Genomic DNA, 14,509 nt, shown 5'->3' on the forward strand with positions numbered 1-14,509 from the left:
ACGAATTGTGGGCTTTAAAAGTAAAAAACTTCACTCCGCCGGAAAACCCCACCAGAAAAAGTCAGTCTCGCAAAGTAGTCGTGCCCGTCAACTCGACCACGCGACGCCGTTTGAGGCAGATTCTCTGGAAAATATGATGGCCGTTCAGCCGGCGTGATCGTCCGCGATCGGCTTCTGATAAGTGAAGCCCATGTCCCAGGGAAAGTAGATCCAGGTGTCCTGGCTGACCTCGGTGACGAACGTGTCGACCAGCGGCCGGCCCTTCGGCTTGGCATAGACGGTGGCGAAATGCGCCTTGGGCATCATGGCGCGCACGATACCGGCGGTCTTGCCGGTATCGGTCAGGTCGTCGATGATGAGCACGCCGGCCCCGTCATCGGCGAGCAGCGGAGGCGAAATCTCCTTGAGGACCTGCAGCTGACCCTGGCTGGTATAGTCATGATAGGAGGCGACGCACACCGTCTCGATGACGCGGATGCCGAGCTCGCGCGCGATGATGGCCGCGGGCACCAGGCCGCCGCGGGTGATGCAGACGATTGCTTTCCACTGTCCCTTGTTGGCGCCGGACAGCCGCCAGGAAAGCGCGCGGGCATCGCGGTGGAACTGGTCCCAGGAGACGGGAAAGGCTTTTTCGGGAAGGGACATGGTTCGCACTCCGCAAGGCGCGCCGTGGCGCGCAGAAACACTGGAATGCAGGCGGAATTAGCCGGAAAGCGCCAGGCTTGGCAAGGGCAGGGCCGGCGATGGCTGTGGACTCAGGAAATACACCCTAACGCGATAGGAAAGCCGCCACGTTCGTGGTGCGCAGCACCGTGCGGGTGACGCCGCCGAACAGAAGCTGGCGCAGCCAGGAGTGACTGTATGCGCCTAGCACCAGAAGATCGGCGCCGGATTCTGCGATCCTGGCCTGAATCATGTCGTCGACCGAAGTGCCGCCGGATTTCTGCACGCAGACGCTGACATTGGCGCCGTGGCGAGACAGCGCCGCGGCGATCTCGGCGCCGGCGGCTTCCGGAGATTCATCCAGCGTCTCCGGCGGATCGATGACGAGAATGTCGGTCTTGTCGGCCTCGGCGATGAAGGGCAGGGCATCGAACGCAGCGCGAGCCGCTTCCTTGCTGCCGTTCCAGGCAAGCAGCACACGTCTGAAGGTGGTGACCAGCGGTCCGGCATGGGGCACGACCAGCACCGGCCGGCCGGCGTCGTAGACCAGCGTGTCGACGTCGGCGCTCGGGTCGCCGCCGGCATCGCGCTGGGCGGCGATGATCAGATCGGCGGCGCGCACGCTCGATATGCCGGTCAGCGCGCTGTCGCCGGAGAAGCTCTCCAGGCTTCGCCATTCGAAGGACAGGCCGGATTCCTCGATCCGCTGCAGGAAATAGGCCTGCAACTTGTCGGCGCGTTCCTTGTTCATCTCGGCCGAGACCTGCAGGAATTCGGTATCCGGGAAGCCGGTGGCCGACGTGTAGGGCACGGGAAGCGCCTCGGCATGGATGCCGACGAGGTGGCTCTCGAACCTGTCGGCAAGCGGAATGGCGCAATCGAGCACGCGCTCGGCGTCCTGTTCGTTCTGCAAAATGGCGACGATTGTCTTGAAGCGCATGAACGGTCCCTCAATTGTCTTGCCTGCGCATCCGCGCGGCAAAGGGAACGCCTCAGCGCGTTGACTGGTTCCAGCCGAACCGCCGGGTCAGCCCGCCTCGGCGAACCTCGCCACCATCGCCTCGACGTCCTTGCGGGCAGCCTCGAGAGCTTCCTCGCTGCGGGCGCGGACGACGAGCTCGGTCCAGAACTTGCCGTCGCCATATTTGGGGTACGAGCCGATGATGGTGTCGGGGTGCGCTTTTTGGATATCGGCCAGCGGCCCGCCGATCAGGCCTTCGCCGAACGGGCAATGCACGGTGGCCGACAGCATTTTTGTGCCAGCCTTGAGCGTCGGCACCACATTGTCGAGCATGGCCTGGAAGATCGACGGCACGCCGGCCATGACATGGACGTTGCCGATGCGGAAGCCCGGCGCGACGGAGACCGGATTGTCGATGTGGTCGGCGCCGCGCGGCATGCGCGCCATGCGCTTGCGCGCTTCGGTGAATTCGATGCCGCGCCCGGCATAGCTTGCCTCGAGCAGCGCGTAGGCCTTGGCGTCGTATTCGCAGGGCACGCCGAAGGCCTTGGCGATGGAGTCGGCGGTGATATCGTCATGCGTCGGGCCGATGCCGCCGGTCGTAAAGACATAGGTATAGCGGGCGCGCACGGCATTCACCGCGGCAACGATCTCGTCCTCCTCGTCGGGGACGATGCGCACTTCCTTCAGGTCGATGCCGATCGCGGTCATGATGTCGGCGAGATGGCCGATGTTCTTGTCCTTGGTGCGGCCGGAGAGGATTTCGTCGCCGATGACGAGCATGGCGGCGGTGACGATTTCAGGCATGGCGGGCTCCGGCGCAAAAGGTCGCCTGAGATAACGCGGCCGGCGGCCGGCCGCAATGCGAAAGCCGGATATCCGCTTGTGGCGGCGGCCGTTGCGGATATGGTGCGGTCGGTCGGCCTGGGGTGTAAGCATGCTGATATCGGTTGTCTCGTGGCTGGTTGCCGGCTTGCTCGTTGCGGTGGCCATCGTCGTGCTTGCCCTGATGGTTGCGACCTGGCGGATCGCGGCGAAGGCCGAGAGACTGGTGCCGGCTTGCGGGAAATTCGTCGAGATCGACGGCAACCGCATCCACTATGTGGACGAGGGCGACGGCAGGCCGATCGTCTTTGTGCACGGGCTCGGCGCCCAACTCCACCATTTCCGCCACACGCTGTTCGGGCGCTTCGGCGCCGGCTACCGGCTGATCGCGCTCGACCGGCCGGGCTCCGGCTATTCGGTTCGAGCAAGCGGCGCCACCGGCCGGCTGCCCGAACAGGCGGACATCGTGCGGCGCTTCATCGAGGAATTGCGCCTGGAGCGGCCTTTGGTCGTCGGCCATTCGCTCGGTGGGGCCATCGCGCTTGCGCTTGCGACCGGGCATCCGACAGCGATTTCCGGCATTGCGCTGCTCTCGCCTCTGACGCATCTGGAAGCGACGGGTCGTCAGGGATTTGACCTGCTCTATGTTCCGTCCCGGCTGCTGCGCCGCGCCCTGGCCCATACGGTGGCGATACCACTCAGCCTTCGCTACGCGCAGCCGACGCTGCGGTTCATTTTCGCGCCGCAAGCGGTTCCCGTGGACTACATGATCGGCGGCGGCGGATGGCTCGGCTTGCGTCCGTCCCACTATTTCGCCACATCCACCGATGTCGTGGCGGTGGAGCGGGACCTTGGCCAGATCGAAAAGCGTTACCGAGACATGGCGATGCCGGCAGGCATTCTGTTCGGCGCCGGCGACCGGGTGATCGCCGAGGCCGTGCATGGCGAACCGATGCTGGACAAGATCGGGGGCCTCGACTTCGAACGGGTCGAAGGTCTCGGCCACATGCCGCAATTTGCGGACCCCGAACGGGTCGTCGGCTTTATCCAGCGTATCGCCGAGCGCGCCTTTGCCAAGGTGGATTGATTTCGGCCGGCGGCTACGGCAATGCCTCGCGGCTCTTCACGCGGCGTCACGCAAAAGTGTCGGACATTCTGTCCCACCCGGAATTTCCAGGGGAACCTTCCCACCCAACCCAGGGTTTCGTTTTTGTCGCTGTGGGGCTGCGGTCCCACGAACTTTGCGATCAAGAGAATGGAGAAATCCGATGCTTACAAGACTTATTGCAGCTTCGGCGCTGGTGCTGGCCATGGGTGGCGCGGCCATGGCGCAGTCATCAGATGACTGGTGGTGGTGGCACCGCGACCATCGTCCCGACGTGAGCGAGCAGGTGGATCCCTATACCACAGGCAGCATCAACGGAAGCTCCGGGCTGGCCACCTACGGGGGTACCGGTGCTATCGGGCCATGCGCCGACACCACACCCGGTCCGGATGCCAACTCGCAACAGAACGTCAACGACCATTATTGCGGAAAGTAGCGCCGCATAGCCACCGGCGGCCGGTCTGAGGCCTTACGGCTTCGCCGGTCGCGGGGCGGTTCCAATTCTTAGTCGGAGACTTCGGTCTGCGGCCGGTCGCGGCCGTCGGCAAGCTCGTCATGCCACGTGCCTTCGGCGTCCTCATATTGGATGCCGTCGGTGGTACCGGCGACCTGCTGCTCGGACGAGGCGATCTCGGCGGCGCGCAGCGCCTCCTGGTGCGTGCGGAAAGTCTCGGAAAACGTTGAGCCGACCTTGTAGGCCCAGCCGCCATCATGCTCGACGATCTTGTAAGTCAGCTTCGCCATGGAATCCTCCGGTTAAGAAGCATGCTCAGTGCAGCTTTCCGTCGGGCAGCCTGTCGTCGGGAACCAGAACTTCCGATTCCCTGGCGGCCTCGACGAGGGCGCGACGTGCGTCCGCTGTCGAACGATAACCTTCTAGCGCTTTGAGGCAAGTGTCGAGAGCATCACGATGGCGATCGCCGCGATTGAGCGGCCAAACGGTCATCAGGCACTCGGCGGCTTCGCGGGTGCTTCGGATTTGGCGATATTTGCCGACATGGCCGAGTTCGACCACCACCGGCTTTTCAAAGGGTTTGTTGTCCATCATGGCCGCCAACGTAAAGCGGCCAAATTGGTTGCAGTTGTGACGAGGATCCTGCGCCCAAACGTCTCAGGACCCTGCCGATTTCCGGTTTTGTTTTGATGCAATTCCGGACGGAAGGCCACGGCGAAGCCGCCGAGCCTGACCGTGTCGCACTTTTCCTGGAATTGCTTTAGCCGGCGGCCTTCATCCAATGCCGCATCGTCGTCACCGAGCGCGCCAGTTGCGGCGCCGGATGGATTTCCTCGCCGAACGCCGCCGCCGCGCGCCAGCCCCAGCGCGGGTCGGCGAGGAATGCACGCGCCAGCGCCACCATGTCGGCATGACCGCCGGCAACGATCGCCTCGGCCTGGCTCGGGTCGTCGATCAGTCCCACGGCGCGCGTCGGGATGCCGGCGCCCTTGCGCACGGCTTCCGCCAGATGCACCTGGTAGCCGGGGCCGGGCGGCACCTGCTGCAGGGGCGAATTGCCGCCGCTGGAGCAGCACAAATAGGCGACGCCCTCGGTCTTCAGCGCCTTGGCCACCTCGATCGCGTCCTCGACGTCGAAACCGCCCGCGACCCATTCCTTCACCGAAAGGCGCGCCCCCAGCATCATGGACGGGGCAGCCTTCCTCACCGCCCTTGCGATTTCGAGAACGAAGCGCATGCGGTTTTCCAGCGACCCGCCCCAGCGGTCCGTCCGCTGGTTGGAGAGCGGCGAGAGGAACTGGAAGATCAGATAGCCATGCGCGGCGTGCAGTTCGGCAAAGTCGAAGCCGGCGCGTTCGGCGCGCACCGCCGACTGCGCAAAACGCGCAATGAGTTCCAGGATCTCGTCATCCTCCAGCGCATGCGGCACATTCCAGCCCGTGTCATAGGCGATGGCGGAGGCCGAAACCGTCTGCCAGGGGTCTTCGCCAGGCTGCAGCGGACCGCCGCCTTCCCAAGGTTTGCGGTTGGAGGCCTTGCGGCCGGCATGAGCGAGCTGGACGCCGAATTTCGTGCCGGGCGCGGCGACGCGCCTGGCGGCGTCGAGCGTGCGCTTGGCGGCCGCCTCGTTGTCGTCGGAATAAAGCCCGAGGCAGCCGTGCGAGATGCGCCCGCGCCGCTCGACATCGGTCATCTCGACGGTGACCATGCCGGCGCCCGACATTGCCAGGTTCATCCAATGATAGAGATGCCAGTCGCTGGCCGAGCCGTCCTCGGCCGAATACTGGCACATGGGGGCGACCGCGATGCGGTTGGAGAAGATGAGGCCGCCGAGGGTGATCGGCTGGAACAGCGATGACGTCATGAAACGGGCTCCTGGGAAGATACCGCTATCTAGGCAGTCGCGGCGCGTCGCGCCAGACACGAGCCGGTGAAACGCCCGCTGGACCAGTCGGTTTCGAGGCCAATCGGTTTCCTGGATTGCGTGCGTCACCTTTCATCGTTACCCCTTTGCCACGAATACGGAGATCGTCATGGAAGATCGCGTTCGCATCCGTTCCGAGGAGGTCCTTTCGGACGACTGGGCGGTGCTGAAGAAGACGGTGCTCGACTATCGCCGCCGCGACGGGCGATGGGAGACACAGACCCGCCAGACCTACGATCGCGGCGACGGCGCGGTGATCCTGCCCTTCGATCCGCAACGCTCGACCGTCCTTCTGGTGCGGCAGTTCCGGTTCCCGGCTTACGCCGTGGGCCACCGCGAGCCGCTGATCGAGGCTTGCGCCGGCTTGCTTGACGAAAACGATCCCGAAACCGCCATCCGCAAGGAAGCGGAGGAGGAGCTGGGTTACCACCTGAAGGATGTCGAGCGGCTGTTTTCGCCGTTCATGAGCCCGGGCAGCGTGACGGAACGGCTCTGGTTCTTCACCGCGCGCTATTCGCCGGCCGACTGCATCTCGGCCGGCGGCGGCTCACCGGAGGAAGGCGAGGACATCGAGGTTCTGGAAATGCCATTGGACGAGGCGCTGGCCGGTATCGCCGACGGCCGCATCGTCGACGCCAAGACGATCATCCTGATCCAGCATCTGAAGCTCAATCCGATCAAGGTTTGACTCTGTCTCGGCTGCGATGCTTCGGCGTTCGGTGGCCTGCCAGCCGAAGCTCGAAGAGCGAAGGCTGGTGCGGACGACGGGAATCGAACCCGTACGATCAGAGATCGAGGGATTTTAAGTCCCTTGCGTCTACCAATTCCGCCACGTCCGCAGGCGTGCCCTTTTCAGATGCCTGATATGAGCCGTCAAGCCATGTTTCGGATCGGGATCGCCGTCCTGCTCCCTTCGCGGTGCAGATTTAATATTAGTGATGTTTAAAATACCAGTTTCTCCAAACCGATCTCATTAGCGTTTGTCTGCGAGCATATTGCCGGCTTTGATGGTGGAACCATGCGTGGGGCAGGCTGGATCAGAGGGCTACGGGAGGCGGAGGCGCGGCAGCTGCGCTCCGAGATCGATCGGCTCGAGCGGGGGCTGATCGAGGCCGCCAATTCGAAGGCCAAATGGAACCTGCATGAAGTCGCGCACACGCTGCGCTGGCAAAAAGCGCGGCTGCGGCGGCTGGAGGAATGCCTCGAGGCGATGCCGGAGGGAAAGACCGTCTCGCGCCGATCCTGACCGGTCGCCCGCAACCTTTCGGCGAAGCATATCAGCCATGTTCGTCCGCAAGGTGGCAAAGTGGCGCGATCGCGGAATTACGGATTGCTGAAGGAGCGCTAGGTTTGGCCACGCGGCGGATCGATCCGCCGAGGCCGGCGTCTATCAGGCCCCTACCCATTCCCCCGCCCCCTGCGGGCGCCGGCCACCTGAATTTTCAAGAGATGCAGGAGGGGTGTTCCGCATCGTCGCGGCGTCGCAAGCCTCAGAACTTATAGCTGAAATTCACGCCAAGCGTCTGCAGCTTCACGTCCTGATCGCGGTCGGCGAAGGTGTCCGGCGCATCGAAATGCTCCTTGCCGAAATCGTAGTAGCGGTATTGCGCGCCGACGACGACATTGTTGGTCAGGGCATAGTCGACGCCGGCGCCGAGCGTCCAGCCGGTGCTGGTGCGGGTTCGGGCAAAGGTCGAGCCTGCCGCCTGCGAGGTTTCGATGCCGGCGAAAGCGACGCCGCCGATGCCATAGATCAGCACGCGATCCATGGCGTAGCCGGCCTTGGCATTGATCGATCCGAACCACTTGACGTCGGTGCCGAATGTGTTTCCCGGCCCGGCGTCGGCGGTGCCGTCGATCGAGGCGTAGTTGAGATCGGCCTCGGCGCCGATCACAGCCTGGTCGAACTGCCAGAGTCCCGCGACATGGCCGCCGACGAAACCGCCGTCGATGTCGGGCTTCACCGAAAATGGGCCGCCATCATCGCCGGTGATTTCGGACCGGCCCCAGCCATAGCCGGCCTGCATGCCGGCATAATAGCCGGTCCAGTCGAAGCCGGCTGCGGTCATCGGCAGATCGCTACCCAGATCCGCCGCCCGGGCAGATCCGGACAGCAGGGCAAGAAAGCCAGCACTGGCGAACGTCAGTCGACGCATCGAGCGCTCCGAAATGGCGGTTTCGAACAACTCCTCGCAACAGACTAGCTCCATTCGCCACGAAACGGAATTGCATCTCTGCAACAGTGGTTTACGACCTGACGCTCTGGCTCCGGACGCCGACATTTGCCAAAGTGGCCCATGCAGAGGACTCGCCGATGACGAACGCCAAGGCGACAAGCGCCGCAAAGCCAAAGCCGTGGACGGAGGTGGCGACACATCTGGTCGACGTCGCGATGGGCCGAAAGCCGGCCGATCTGGTCATCCGCAACGGTCGCTGGGTGAACGTCCATTCGGGCGAGATCATCCCCGGCACCGATATCGCGATCGCCGCCGGCCGTTTCGCCTATTGCGGGCCGAACGCCGGTCATGCCATCGGGCAGGGGACGAAGGTCGTCGATGCCGGCGGGCGCTATCTGGTGCCCGGCCTTTGCGACGCGCACATGCACGTCGAGAGCGGCATGGTGACGGTGACGGAGTTCTGCCGCGCGGTCATCCCGCACGGCACGACCTCGATGTTCATCGACCCGCACGAGATCGCCAATGTGCTTGGATTGCCGGGCGTGCGGCTGATGCATGACGAGGCGGTCGCGATGCCGATCAACGTGCACGTGCAGATGCCGTCCTGCGTGCCCTCGGCGCCGGGGCTGGAACATGCCGGCGCCGAATTGACGGTCGCCGACGTGGCCGAGGCCATGACCTGGGAAAACATCATCGGCCTCGGCGAGGTGATGAATTTCCCGGGCGTCGCCGCCAACGATCCGGTGATGTCGGGCGAGATCGCCGAGACGGTCAAGGCCGGCAAGACGGTCGGCGGGCATTATGCATCGCCTGATCTCGGCCTGCCGTTCCATGGCTATGTCGCGGGCGGGGCGGAGGACGACCATGAAGGCACACGTGCCGAGGATGCGATCGCGCGTGTGCGCCAGGGCATGAAGGCGATGCTGAGGCTGGGGTCGGCCTGGTACGACGTCGCGGCGCAGATCAAGGCGGTGACGGAAGGCGGCATCGACCCGCGTAGCTTCATCCTGTGCACCGATGACAGCCATTCCGGCACGCTCGTGCATGAAGGCCATATGGACCGGGTGGTGCGGCACGCCATCAGCCAGGGCCTGAAGCCGGTGACCGCGATCCAGATGGCGACGCTCAACACCGCGCAGCATTTCAGGCTGGAGCGCGAGATCGGCTCCATCGCGCCCGGACGGCTCGCCGATCTGCTGATCGTTTCGGACCTTGCCCAGATGACCATAGACGAGGTCTATGCCCGCGGCGTCCGGCTGGCGAAGGGCGGCAAGCTGGAGGTCGACATTGCGGCCTATGACTATCCGCAATCGGCGAAGAACACGGTCAAGCTCGGCAAGAAGCTCGCGGCGAAGGACTTCGACATTCCCGCGCCGCAGGGCGCCAACGAGGTGCGGGCGCGGGTGATCGGCGTGATCGAGAACCAGGCGCCGACGCGCGCTCTGGAAGCCGACCTGCCGGTCGAGGACGGGCTGGTCGCCATGGATCGCCGCAACGACATCTGCCAGATCGCCCTGGTCGAGCGGCATCGCGGCACCGGCGGCGTCACCAACGCCTTCGTTTCCGGATTCGGCTATGTCAAAGACTGCGCGATGGCGTCCAGCGTGGCGCATGACGCGCACCACATCATCGTCGTCGGCACCAACAAGGAGGACATGGCTTTGGCCGTCAACCGGCTGAGCGAGGTGGGCGGCGGCGTCGTGCTTTATTCCAAGGGCAAGGAACTGGCGCTGGTCGAGATGCCGATCGCCGGCCTGATGTCCGACGAACGCGCCGAGATCGTCGCGGCCAAGGCCGAGCAACTGACCGAGGCGATGCGCAAGGTCGGCTGCTCGCTCAACAACGCCTATATGCAGCACTCGCTGCTGGCGCTAGTGGTCATTCCGGAACTCAGGATCTCGGACGTCGGCCTTGTCGACGTGACGACGTTCCAGAAGGTCGATCTTTTTATCTAGGGCAAGTCATCCGCCGGTGGCGATGGTCAGCACCTTGAACGGCGTGGTGATGACGACCTCGGCGACCGAGCCGACCGCCTTGCCAAGGCCCTGGCCGATATTATTGAGCTGCGCCGGGTCGGGCTCGTCCGAAGCAAGCCCGGCCGGCGTGCGCAGCCGGTTGCCCAGCAGTTGCACCAGGATCGGGTTGTCGGCGAATTTGGCATGGTTCAGGCCGCCGTCGCCGCCCTTGGCTTGGGTCAGGTCGACGACCGTTACGCCATAATTGGCGAGATCGGCCGCGTTGCCGTAGTCGCCGACGCGCGGCTTGTCGCCGGAAATGAAGCTCGACAGCTTCAGCGCCCGGTCGTCGCCCGAAAGCAGGATGGCGAAGGGCTTGTCGGGCTTGCCGTAGCGGATCATCTGCTTCTTGAAGACATCGACGTCGATGTCGGGCGAGGCGAGGATGACGTAGCCGAGCTTGCCATTGAGATCGCGGTCGCCGGTGATGGCGAGCTGGCGCAGCGCTTCCATCGTCAGCCAGGTGCCCATCGAATGGGCGATGATGTCGATGCTCTTGACCTTCGTCTTGGCAAGCATCCGCAGCGTCGCCTCGAGGTCGTCGCGCGCGGCGGTCGAACTGTCCTTGTCGTAGATGTAGCCGGTCGCCTTGGCGCTCGACGCCCATGAGAACAGCACCGGCGTACCCGGATATTTGGTGTCGTGCGCGATCTGCGTGATGCGGTAGATGCCGTCGTCAAAACCGTTGTTGAAGCCGTGCACGAACACCAAGGCGCGGTCGCCGCGCATAGAAATGTCGGCGCCGACCGCCTTGGCGAATTGCCGCGCGTCGCCATAGTGGACGACATCGGTGGCGGTGAACTGCTTGGCCGGGTTAGAGTCGGCCGAGCCCTTGGCGCGCTCGATCGCGCCGACCTGATGGATCTTCGGCACGGTGACGTCGACGCGGGCATAGAGGGTGGTCAGCGAACGGTCGCCGTCGAAGACCTGGCGCGGATCCTTGGTCGCCTGCTGGCGGGTCGTGGCGACGAAGATCTCGTGTGTGCCGGCTATGTCGGAGGCAGGCGCCGCGACCGCCTTGCGGTTGAGCAGGTCATGCGTGGGACCGGCGCAGCCGGCGAGGGCGAGCGTGAAGGCAAGGCCGACAACGATCTTCACATGCACAGTCACCCGGGATCCCCCAAGGGCGGCAACCTCTCTTGCTACTCCGATAAAGCCAGAGAGCGGCCGGGTCCAGTTCAAAGTCCCTGCGGGCGCGGAACCCGCGCGGATACGGTTACTGCGCAGCCAACTGACGGATGCGGTCCGTCACATCACGATCGCTGGCAAAGCCGTCGTCCTCGCGCAGACGCTGTCCGATCATCTGCACCATCATCGGATTGTCGGCGAATTTGGTGTGGTTGAAGCTGTCAGCGCCCTTGACCTTGGAAAGGTCGACCACGGTGACGCCATAGGAGGCGAGGTCGGCGGCATCCCGATAATCGCCGACGCGCGGCCGCGAGCCGGCGATCAGGCCGGAGAGCCTCAGTGCCCGGTCGTCGTCCGACAGGAGCAGGATGAAGGGCTTGTCCGGCTTGCCATAGCGGCGCATCTGGCTCTTGAAGACGTCGACATCGATGTCGGGCGAGGCGAGCACGACGTCGCCGAGCTTGCCGCTGAGATCGCGATCGCCGGTGATGGCGAGCTGGCGCAGCGTCTCCATCGTCACCCAGGTTCCCATCGAGTGGGCGACGATGTCGATGCGCCGGGCGCCGGTCTGCGCCAGCATCCGCAACGTCACTTCCAGCTGGTCGCGGGCGGCGGCGGCGCTTTCCTTGTCATAGACATAGTCCGTGGTCTTGGCACCGGAAGCCCAGGAGAACAGCACCGGCGTCCCCGGATAGCCGGAATCGTGGACGATCTGGGTCAGCCGGTAGACTGCGTCGTCGAAGCCGGTGTTGTAGCCGTGGACGAAAACCATGACGCGGCCGCCGCGGGCGTCGATGTCGGCGTTGAGGGCGCTGGCGAATTTCGGCTGCGTGTCGTAGCCGACGACTTCGGAGGCCATGAAATACTTCGTCGGGTCGTTCGACTTGCCGCGCGAACGGCGCTCGATCTGGCCGGTCTGGTGAATGGGGGGAACGGTGACGTTGACACGCGCATAGTTGAGCGTCGCCGAGCGTTCGCCGTCAAAAACCTTGTTCGGGTCGTCGGAGCGCTTGCGGGTCGTGGCGATGAAGATCGAGTGGTTGCCGGCGATCTCGGTCGCCGTCGTCGGCACGACGACGCTGCCCAGGATTTCCTGCGTCTGGTGGCCCGCGCAGCCTGCTATCAGCAGGGCAAAGGCAATGATCAGAATTGTCTTCAACCGCACGTCGACACTTTCACTGGCAATTCCATTCCGGCCACGATTGGCCGTCCACCTCCGCGAAAACCTCCCGGACAGCCGAAGTGCGGCTAAAGTAAGTCGTGTCCAGCGGAAATTGGCTCAGCGTCGGGCGGCGGCCATCGCACTGTTGCGCGAAAGCCAAAACGGCGGCAGGAAGATTGCCGGCACGGGTCATTGCCATTCTGCCGCGTGCCGACTGTCGAAACGAGGGACTTTCAGTGAACAGCTTTTCCGCCCGCGTTGCCGTGGCCGCCGAAGCGATCCGCGGAATCTTCACGGAAACGCCGCTGCAGGAGAACGACTATCTGTCGAAGAAGACAGGCGCCCGCATCCTTTTGAAGCGCGAGGACCTGACGCCGGTGCGTTCCTACAAGATCAGGGGCGCCTTCAACTTCTTCCGCAAGGCGCTCGCCGCCGGCAACAATGCCGAACTGTTCGTCTGCGCCTCGGCAGGCAATCACGCCCAAGGCTTTGCCTTCGTCTGCCGCCATTTCGGCAAGAAGGGCGTCGTGTTCATGCCGGTGACGACGCCGCAGCAGAAGATCGACAAGACGCGGCTGTTCGGCGGCGATTTCGTCGAAATCAGGCTGGTCGGCGACTTCTTCGACGATTGCTATCGCGCCGCCTTCGAATTCACGGAAGCCGCTGGCGCGCATATGGTGCCGCCCTTCGACCACAAGGACATCATCGAGGGCCAGGCGACGGTCGCCTACGAGATCGCGGCCCAGATGCCGAGCGCCCGCGTGCCCGACATCGTCATGCTGCCGGTCGGCGGCGGCGGACTGGCTGCCGGGGTGACGCATTATTTCGCCGATCAGCATCGCGATCCGCGCTTCGTGTTCTGCGAGCCGGCGGGCGCGCCAAGCCTGCGTGAGAGCCTTGCCGGCGGCAAGCGGGTCAAGCTCGCCAAGGTCGACAATTTCGTCGACGGCGCCGCGGTGGCCGAGATCGGCCGGGAGCCGTTGCGCCATCTCAAGGACTTCACCGCCGATGCCGTCCGCCTCGTCCCGGAGAACCGGCTCTGCGCCACCATGATCGAGATGCTCAATGTCGAGGGCGTCGTGCTGGAGCCTGCCGGAGCGCTGGCGATCGACGCGCTCAAGGATTTTTCGCGCAAGGAAATCAGGGGCAAGACCATTGTCGCTGTCGTCTCCGGCGGCAATTTCGACTTCGAGCGGCTGCCGGACGTGAAGGAGAGGGCGCTGCGCTTCGAGGGGCTGAAGAAGTATTTCATCATCCGCTTCCCGCAACGGCCGGGCGCGCTGCGCGATTTCCTCGAAATGCTCGGCCCCGACGACGACATCGCCCGCTTCGAGTATCTGAAAAAGTCGGCGCGCAATTTCGGTTCGGTGCTGATCGGCATCGAGACCAAGGACAGGCGCAATTTCGACCTGCTGAAAGCCAATTTCGACGCCGAGGGCGTGCAATATCAAGACATCACCGACAACGAGACGCTGGCGGGGTTCATCATATGAGCGCAAAAAAGAGCACGGTCTTCGTCGCGCTGTTTTCCGGCATCAATGTCGGCGGCAACCGCATCGTCAAGATGGCGGAGCTCAAGGCCTTCTTCCAAAGCCTCGGTTTCGCCGACGTCGCGACCTATGTGCAGAGCGGCAATGTCGTGTTCCGGGCGAAGAAGGAGGACGCGGCGACGCTGACCAGGGAGATCGAGGCGGCCTTCGAGAAGAAATGGGGTTTTCATTCGCGCATCATGGTGCGTGATGCCGGCTGGTTCGAGCGGCTGGTGAAGGACAATCCCTATCCCGAGGTCGCCGGCGAACCGACCAAGCTCCATGCCTATGCGTTGGAGCGCGAGCCGACCGCAGAGGAGACACAGCGGCTCTCCGACAAATGCAACGGCCCCGAACGCTTCGAGATCAAGGGCGACGTGCTTTACCTGCATGCGCCGGACGGGCTCGGCAAATCGGTCTTCGCCAATCTCATTGCGCGCACGCTGAAGGTGCCGGGCACGGCACGCAACTGGCGCAGCGTGATGGCGCTGCTCGAAATGGCCGGCAAGGCCGGCGGCTGACCAATCATTGTGCGCAATTCCGGACGGAAGGCTACGGCGAAGTCG

General features: G+C 64.1%; 16 protein-coding genes and 1 tRNA gene. 7 read left to right on the plus strand and 10 right to left on the minus strand.

Going from position 1 to position 14,509, the window contains the following annotated elements; genetic code table 11:
• Window positions 1–144: 144 nt before the first annotated feature.
• The 3 genes from gpt to FJ417_RS09855 all read right to left on the minus strand — a co-directional run bounded on the left by gpt (window position 145) and on the right by FJ417_RS09855 (window position 2,431).
• Window positions 145–645, minus strand: a complete 501-nt coding sequence (gene gpt, locus FJ417_RS09845) for a xanthine phosphoribosyltransferase (protein WP_095765134.1) — start codon at window positions 643–645, stop codon at window positions 145–147.
• 124 nt (window positions 646–769) lie between these two features.
• Entirely contained in the window at window positions 770–1,603 is an 834-nt protein-coding gene (locus tag FJ417_RS09850; protein ID WP_140646145.1) for a universal stress protein, read from the minus strand.
• An 87-nt stretch (window positions 1,604–1,690) separates the two neighbouring features.
• Entirely contained in the window at window positions 1,691–2,431 is a 741-nt protein-coding gene (locus tag FJ417_RS09855) for a competence/damage-inducible protein A (protein WP_140651127.1), read from the minus strand.
• Between the two features lie 130 nt (window positions 2,432–2,561).
• Here FJ417_RS09855 and FJ417_RS09860 point away from each other — a divergent pair, with 130 nt between their 5' ends.
• Window positions 2,562–3,536 carry an alpha/beta fold hydrolase gene (locus FJ417_RS09860; protein WP_140783258.1) on the plus strand — a complete coding sequence of 325 codons (975 nt, stop codon included), beginning with the start codon at window positions 2,562–2,564 and terminating at the stop codon, window positions 3,534–3,536.
• 181 nt (window positions 3,537–3,717) lie between these two features.
• Window positions 3,718–3,990 (plus strand): hypothetical protein, encoded by a 273-nt coding sequence (locus FJ417_RS09865; protein WP_140783259.1) that lies wholly within the window; start codon window positions 3,718–3,720, stop codon window positions 3,988–3,990.
• A gap of 68 nt (window positions 3,991–4,058) precedes the next feature.
• Here the strand turns inward: FJ417_RS09865 and FJ417_RS09870 are convergent, their stop codons facing one another.
• The 3 genes from FJ417_RS09870 to FJ417_RS09880 form a co-directional block, all read right to left on the minus strand.
• On the minus strand, window positions 4,059–4,298 hold the full coding sequence (locus tag FJ417_RS09870; RefSeq protein ID WP_095765137.1) for a DUF2188 domain-containing protein: 240 nt from the start codon (window positions 4,296–4,298) through the stop codon (window positions 4,059–4,061).
• A gap of 25 nt (window positions 4,299–4,323) precedes the next feature.
• The gene (locus FJ417_RS09875; RefSeq protein WP_140783260.1) at window positions 4,324–4,602 is read right to left on the minus strand and encodes a DUF982 domain-containing protein; all 279 of its coding nucleotides are present in this window, start codon (window positions 4,600–4,602) and stop codon (window positions 4,324–4,326) included.
• A 166-nt stretch (window positions 4,603–4,768) separates the two neighbouring features.
• On the minus strand, window positions 4,769–5,872 hold the full coding sequence (locus tag FJ417_RS09880; RefSeq protein WP_140783261.1) for an NADH:flavin oxidoreductase/NADH oxidase: 1,104 nt from the start codon (window positions 5,870–5,872) through the stop codon (window positions 4,769–4,771).
• A 169-nt stretch (window positions 5,873–6,041) separates the two neighbouring features.
• Between FJ417_RS09880 and FJ417_RS09885 the strand changes: the two genes are divergently transcribed.
• Entirely contained in the window at window positions 6,042–6,620 is a 579-nt protein-coding gene (locus FJ417_RS09885) for an NUDIX domain-containing protein (RefSeq protein ID WP_140709683.1), read from the plus strand.
• A 65-nt stretch (window positions 6,621–6,685) separates the two neighbouring features.
• On the opposite strand, the gene FJ417_RS09890 is transcribed toward FJ417_RS09885, so the two are convergent.
• Window positions 6,686–6,771 (minus strand) — tRNA-Leu (locus FJ417_RS09890).
• A 179-nt stretch (window positions 6,772–6,950) separates the two neighbouring features.
• On the opposite strand from FJ417_RS09890, the gene FJ417_RS09895 reads away from it, so the two are divergent.
• Entirely contained in the window at window positions 6,951–7,178 is a 228-nt protein-coding gene (locus FJ417_RS09895) for a hypothetical protein (RefSeq protein WP_140709685.1), read from the plus strand.
• A 244-nt stretch (window positions 7,179–7,422) separates the two neighbouring features.
• On the opposite strand, the gene FJ417_RS09900 is transcribed toward FJ417_RS09895, so the two are convergent.
• Window positions 7,423–8,088 carry an outer membrane protein gene (locus FJ417_RS09900; protein ID WP_140783262.1) on the minus strand — a complete coding sequence of 222 codons (666 nt, stop codon included), beginning with the start codon at window positions 8,086–8,088 and terminating at the stop codon, window positions 7,423–7,425.
• A 158-nt stretch (window positions 8,089–8,246) separates the two neighbouring features.
• Here FJ417_RS09900 and ade point away from each other — a divergent pair, with 158 nt between their 5' ends.
• Window positions 8,247–10,064, plus strand: a complete 1,818-nt coding sequence (ade, locus tag FJ417_RS09905; RefSeq protein WP_140783263.1) for an adenine deaminase — start codon at window positions 8,247–8,249, stop codon at window positions 10,062–10,064.
• A gap of 6 nt (window positions 10,065–10,070) precedes the next feature.
• Here ade and FJ417_RS09910 read toward each other — a convergent pair whose 3' ends face one another.
• Together FJ417_RS09910 and FJ417_RS09915 are read right to left on the minus strand one after the other, a co-directional pair.
• On the minus strand, window positions 10,071–11,234 hold the full coding sequence (locus FJ417_RS09910) for an alpha/beta hydrolase (protein WP_140783264.1): 1,164 nt from the start codon (window positions 11,232–11,234) through the stop codon (window positions 10,071–10,073).
• A gap of 106 nt (window positions 11,235–11,340) precedes the next feature.
• Window positions 11,341–12,417 carry an alpha/beta hydrolase gene (locus FJ417_RS09915; protein ID WP_140646134.1) on the minus strand — a complete coding sequence of 359 codons (1,077 nt, stop codon included), beginning with the start codon at window positions 12,415–12,417 and terminating at the stop codon, window positions 11,341–11,343.
• 233 nt (window positions 12,418–12,650) lie between these two features.
• On the opposite strand from FJ417_RS09915, the gene ilvA reads away from it, so the two are divergent.
• Both ilvA and FJ417_RS09925 read left to right on the plus strand, forming a co-directional pair.
• The gene (gene ilvA, locus FJ417_RS09920; RefSeq protein WP_140650975.1) at window positions 12,651–13,907 is read left to right on the plus strand and encodes a threonine ammonia-lyase IlvA; all 1,257 of its coding nucleotides are present in this window, start codon (window positions 12,651–12,653) and stop codon (window positions 13,905–13,907) included.
• A complete protein-coding gene (locus FJ417_RS09925) occupies window positions 13,904–14,464 on the plus strand; it encodes a DUF1697 domain-containing protein (RefSeq protein WP_140783265.1) in 561 nt (186 codons plus the stop codon). The genes ilvA and FJ417_RS09925 overlap by 4 nt, the downstream gene beginning before the upstream one ends.
• Window positions 14,465–14,509: the final 45 nt, after the last annotated feature.

Source organism: Mesorhizobium sp. B3-1-7 (genome assembly GCF_006439385.1).
GTDB lineage: Bacteria > Pseudomonadota > Alphaproteobacteria > Rhizobiales > Rhizobiaceae > Mesorhizobium.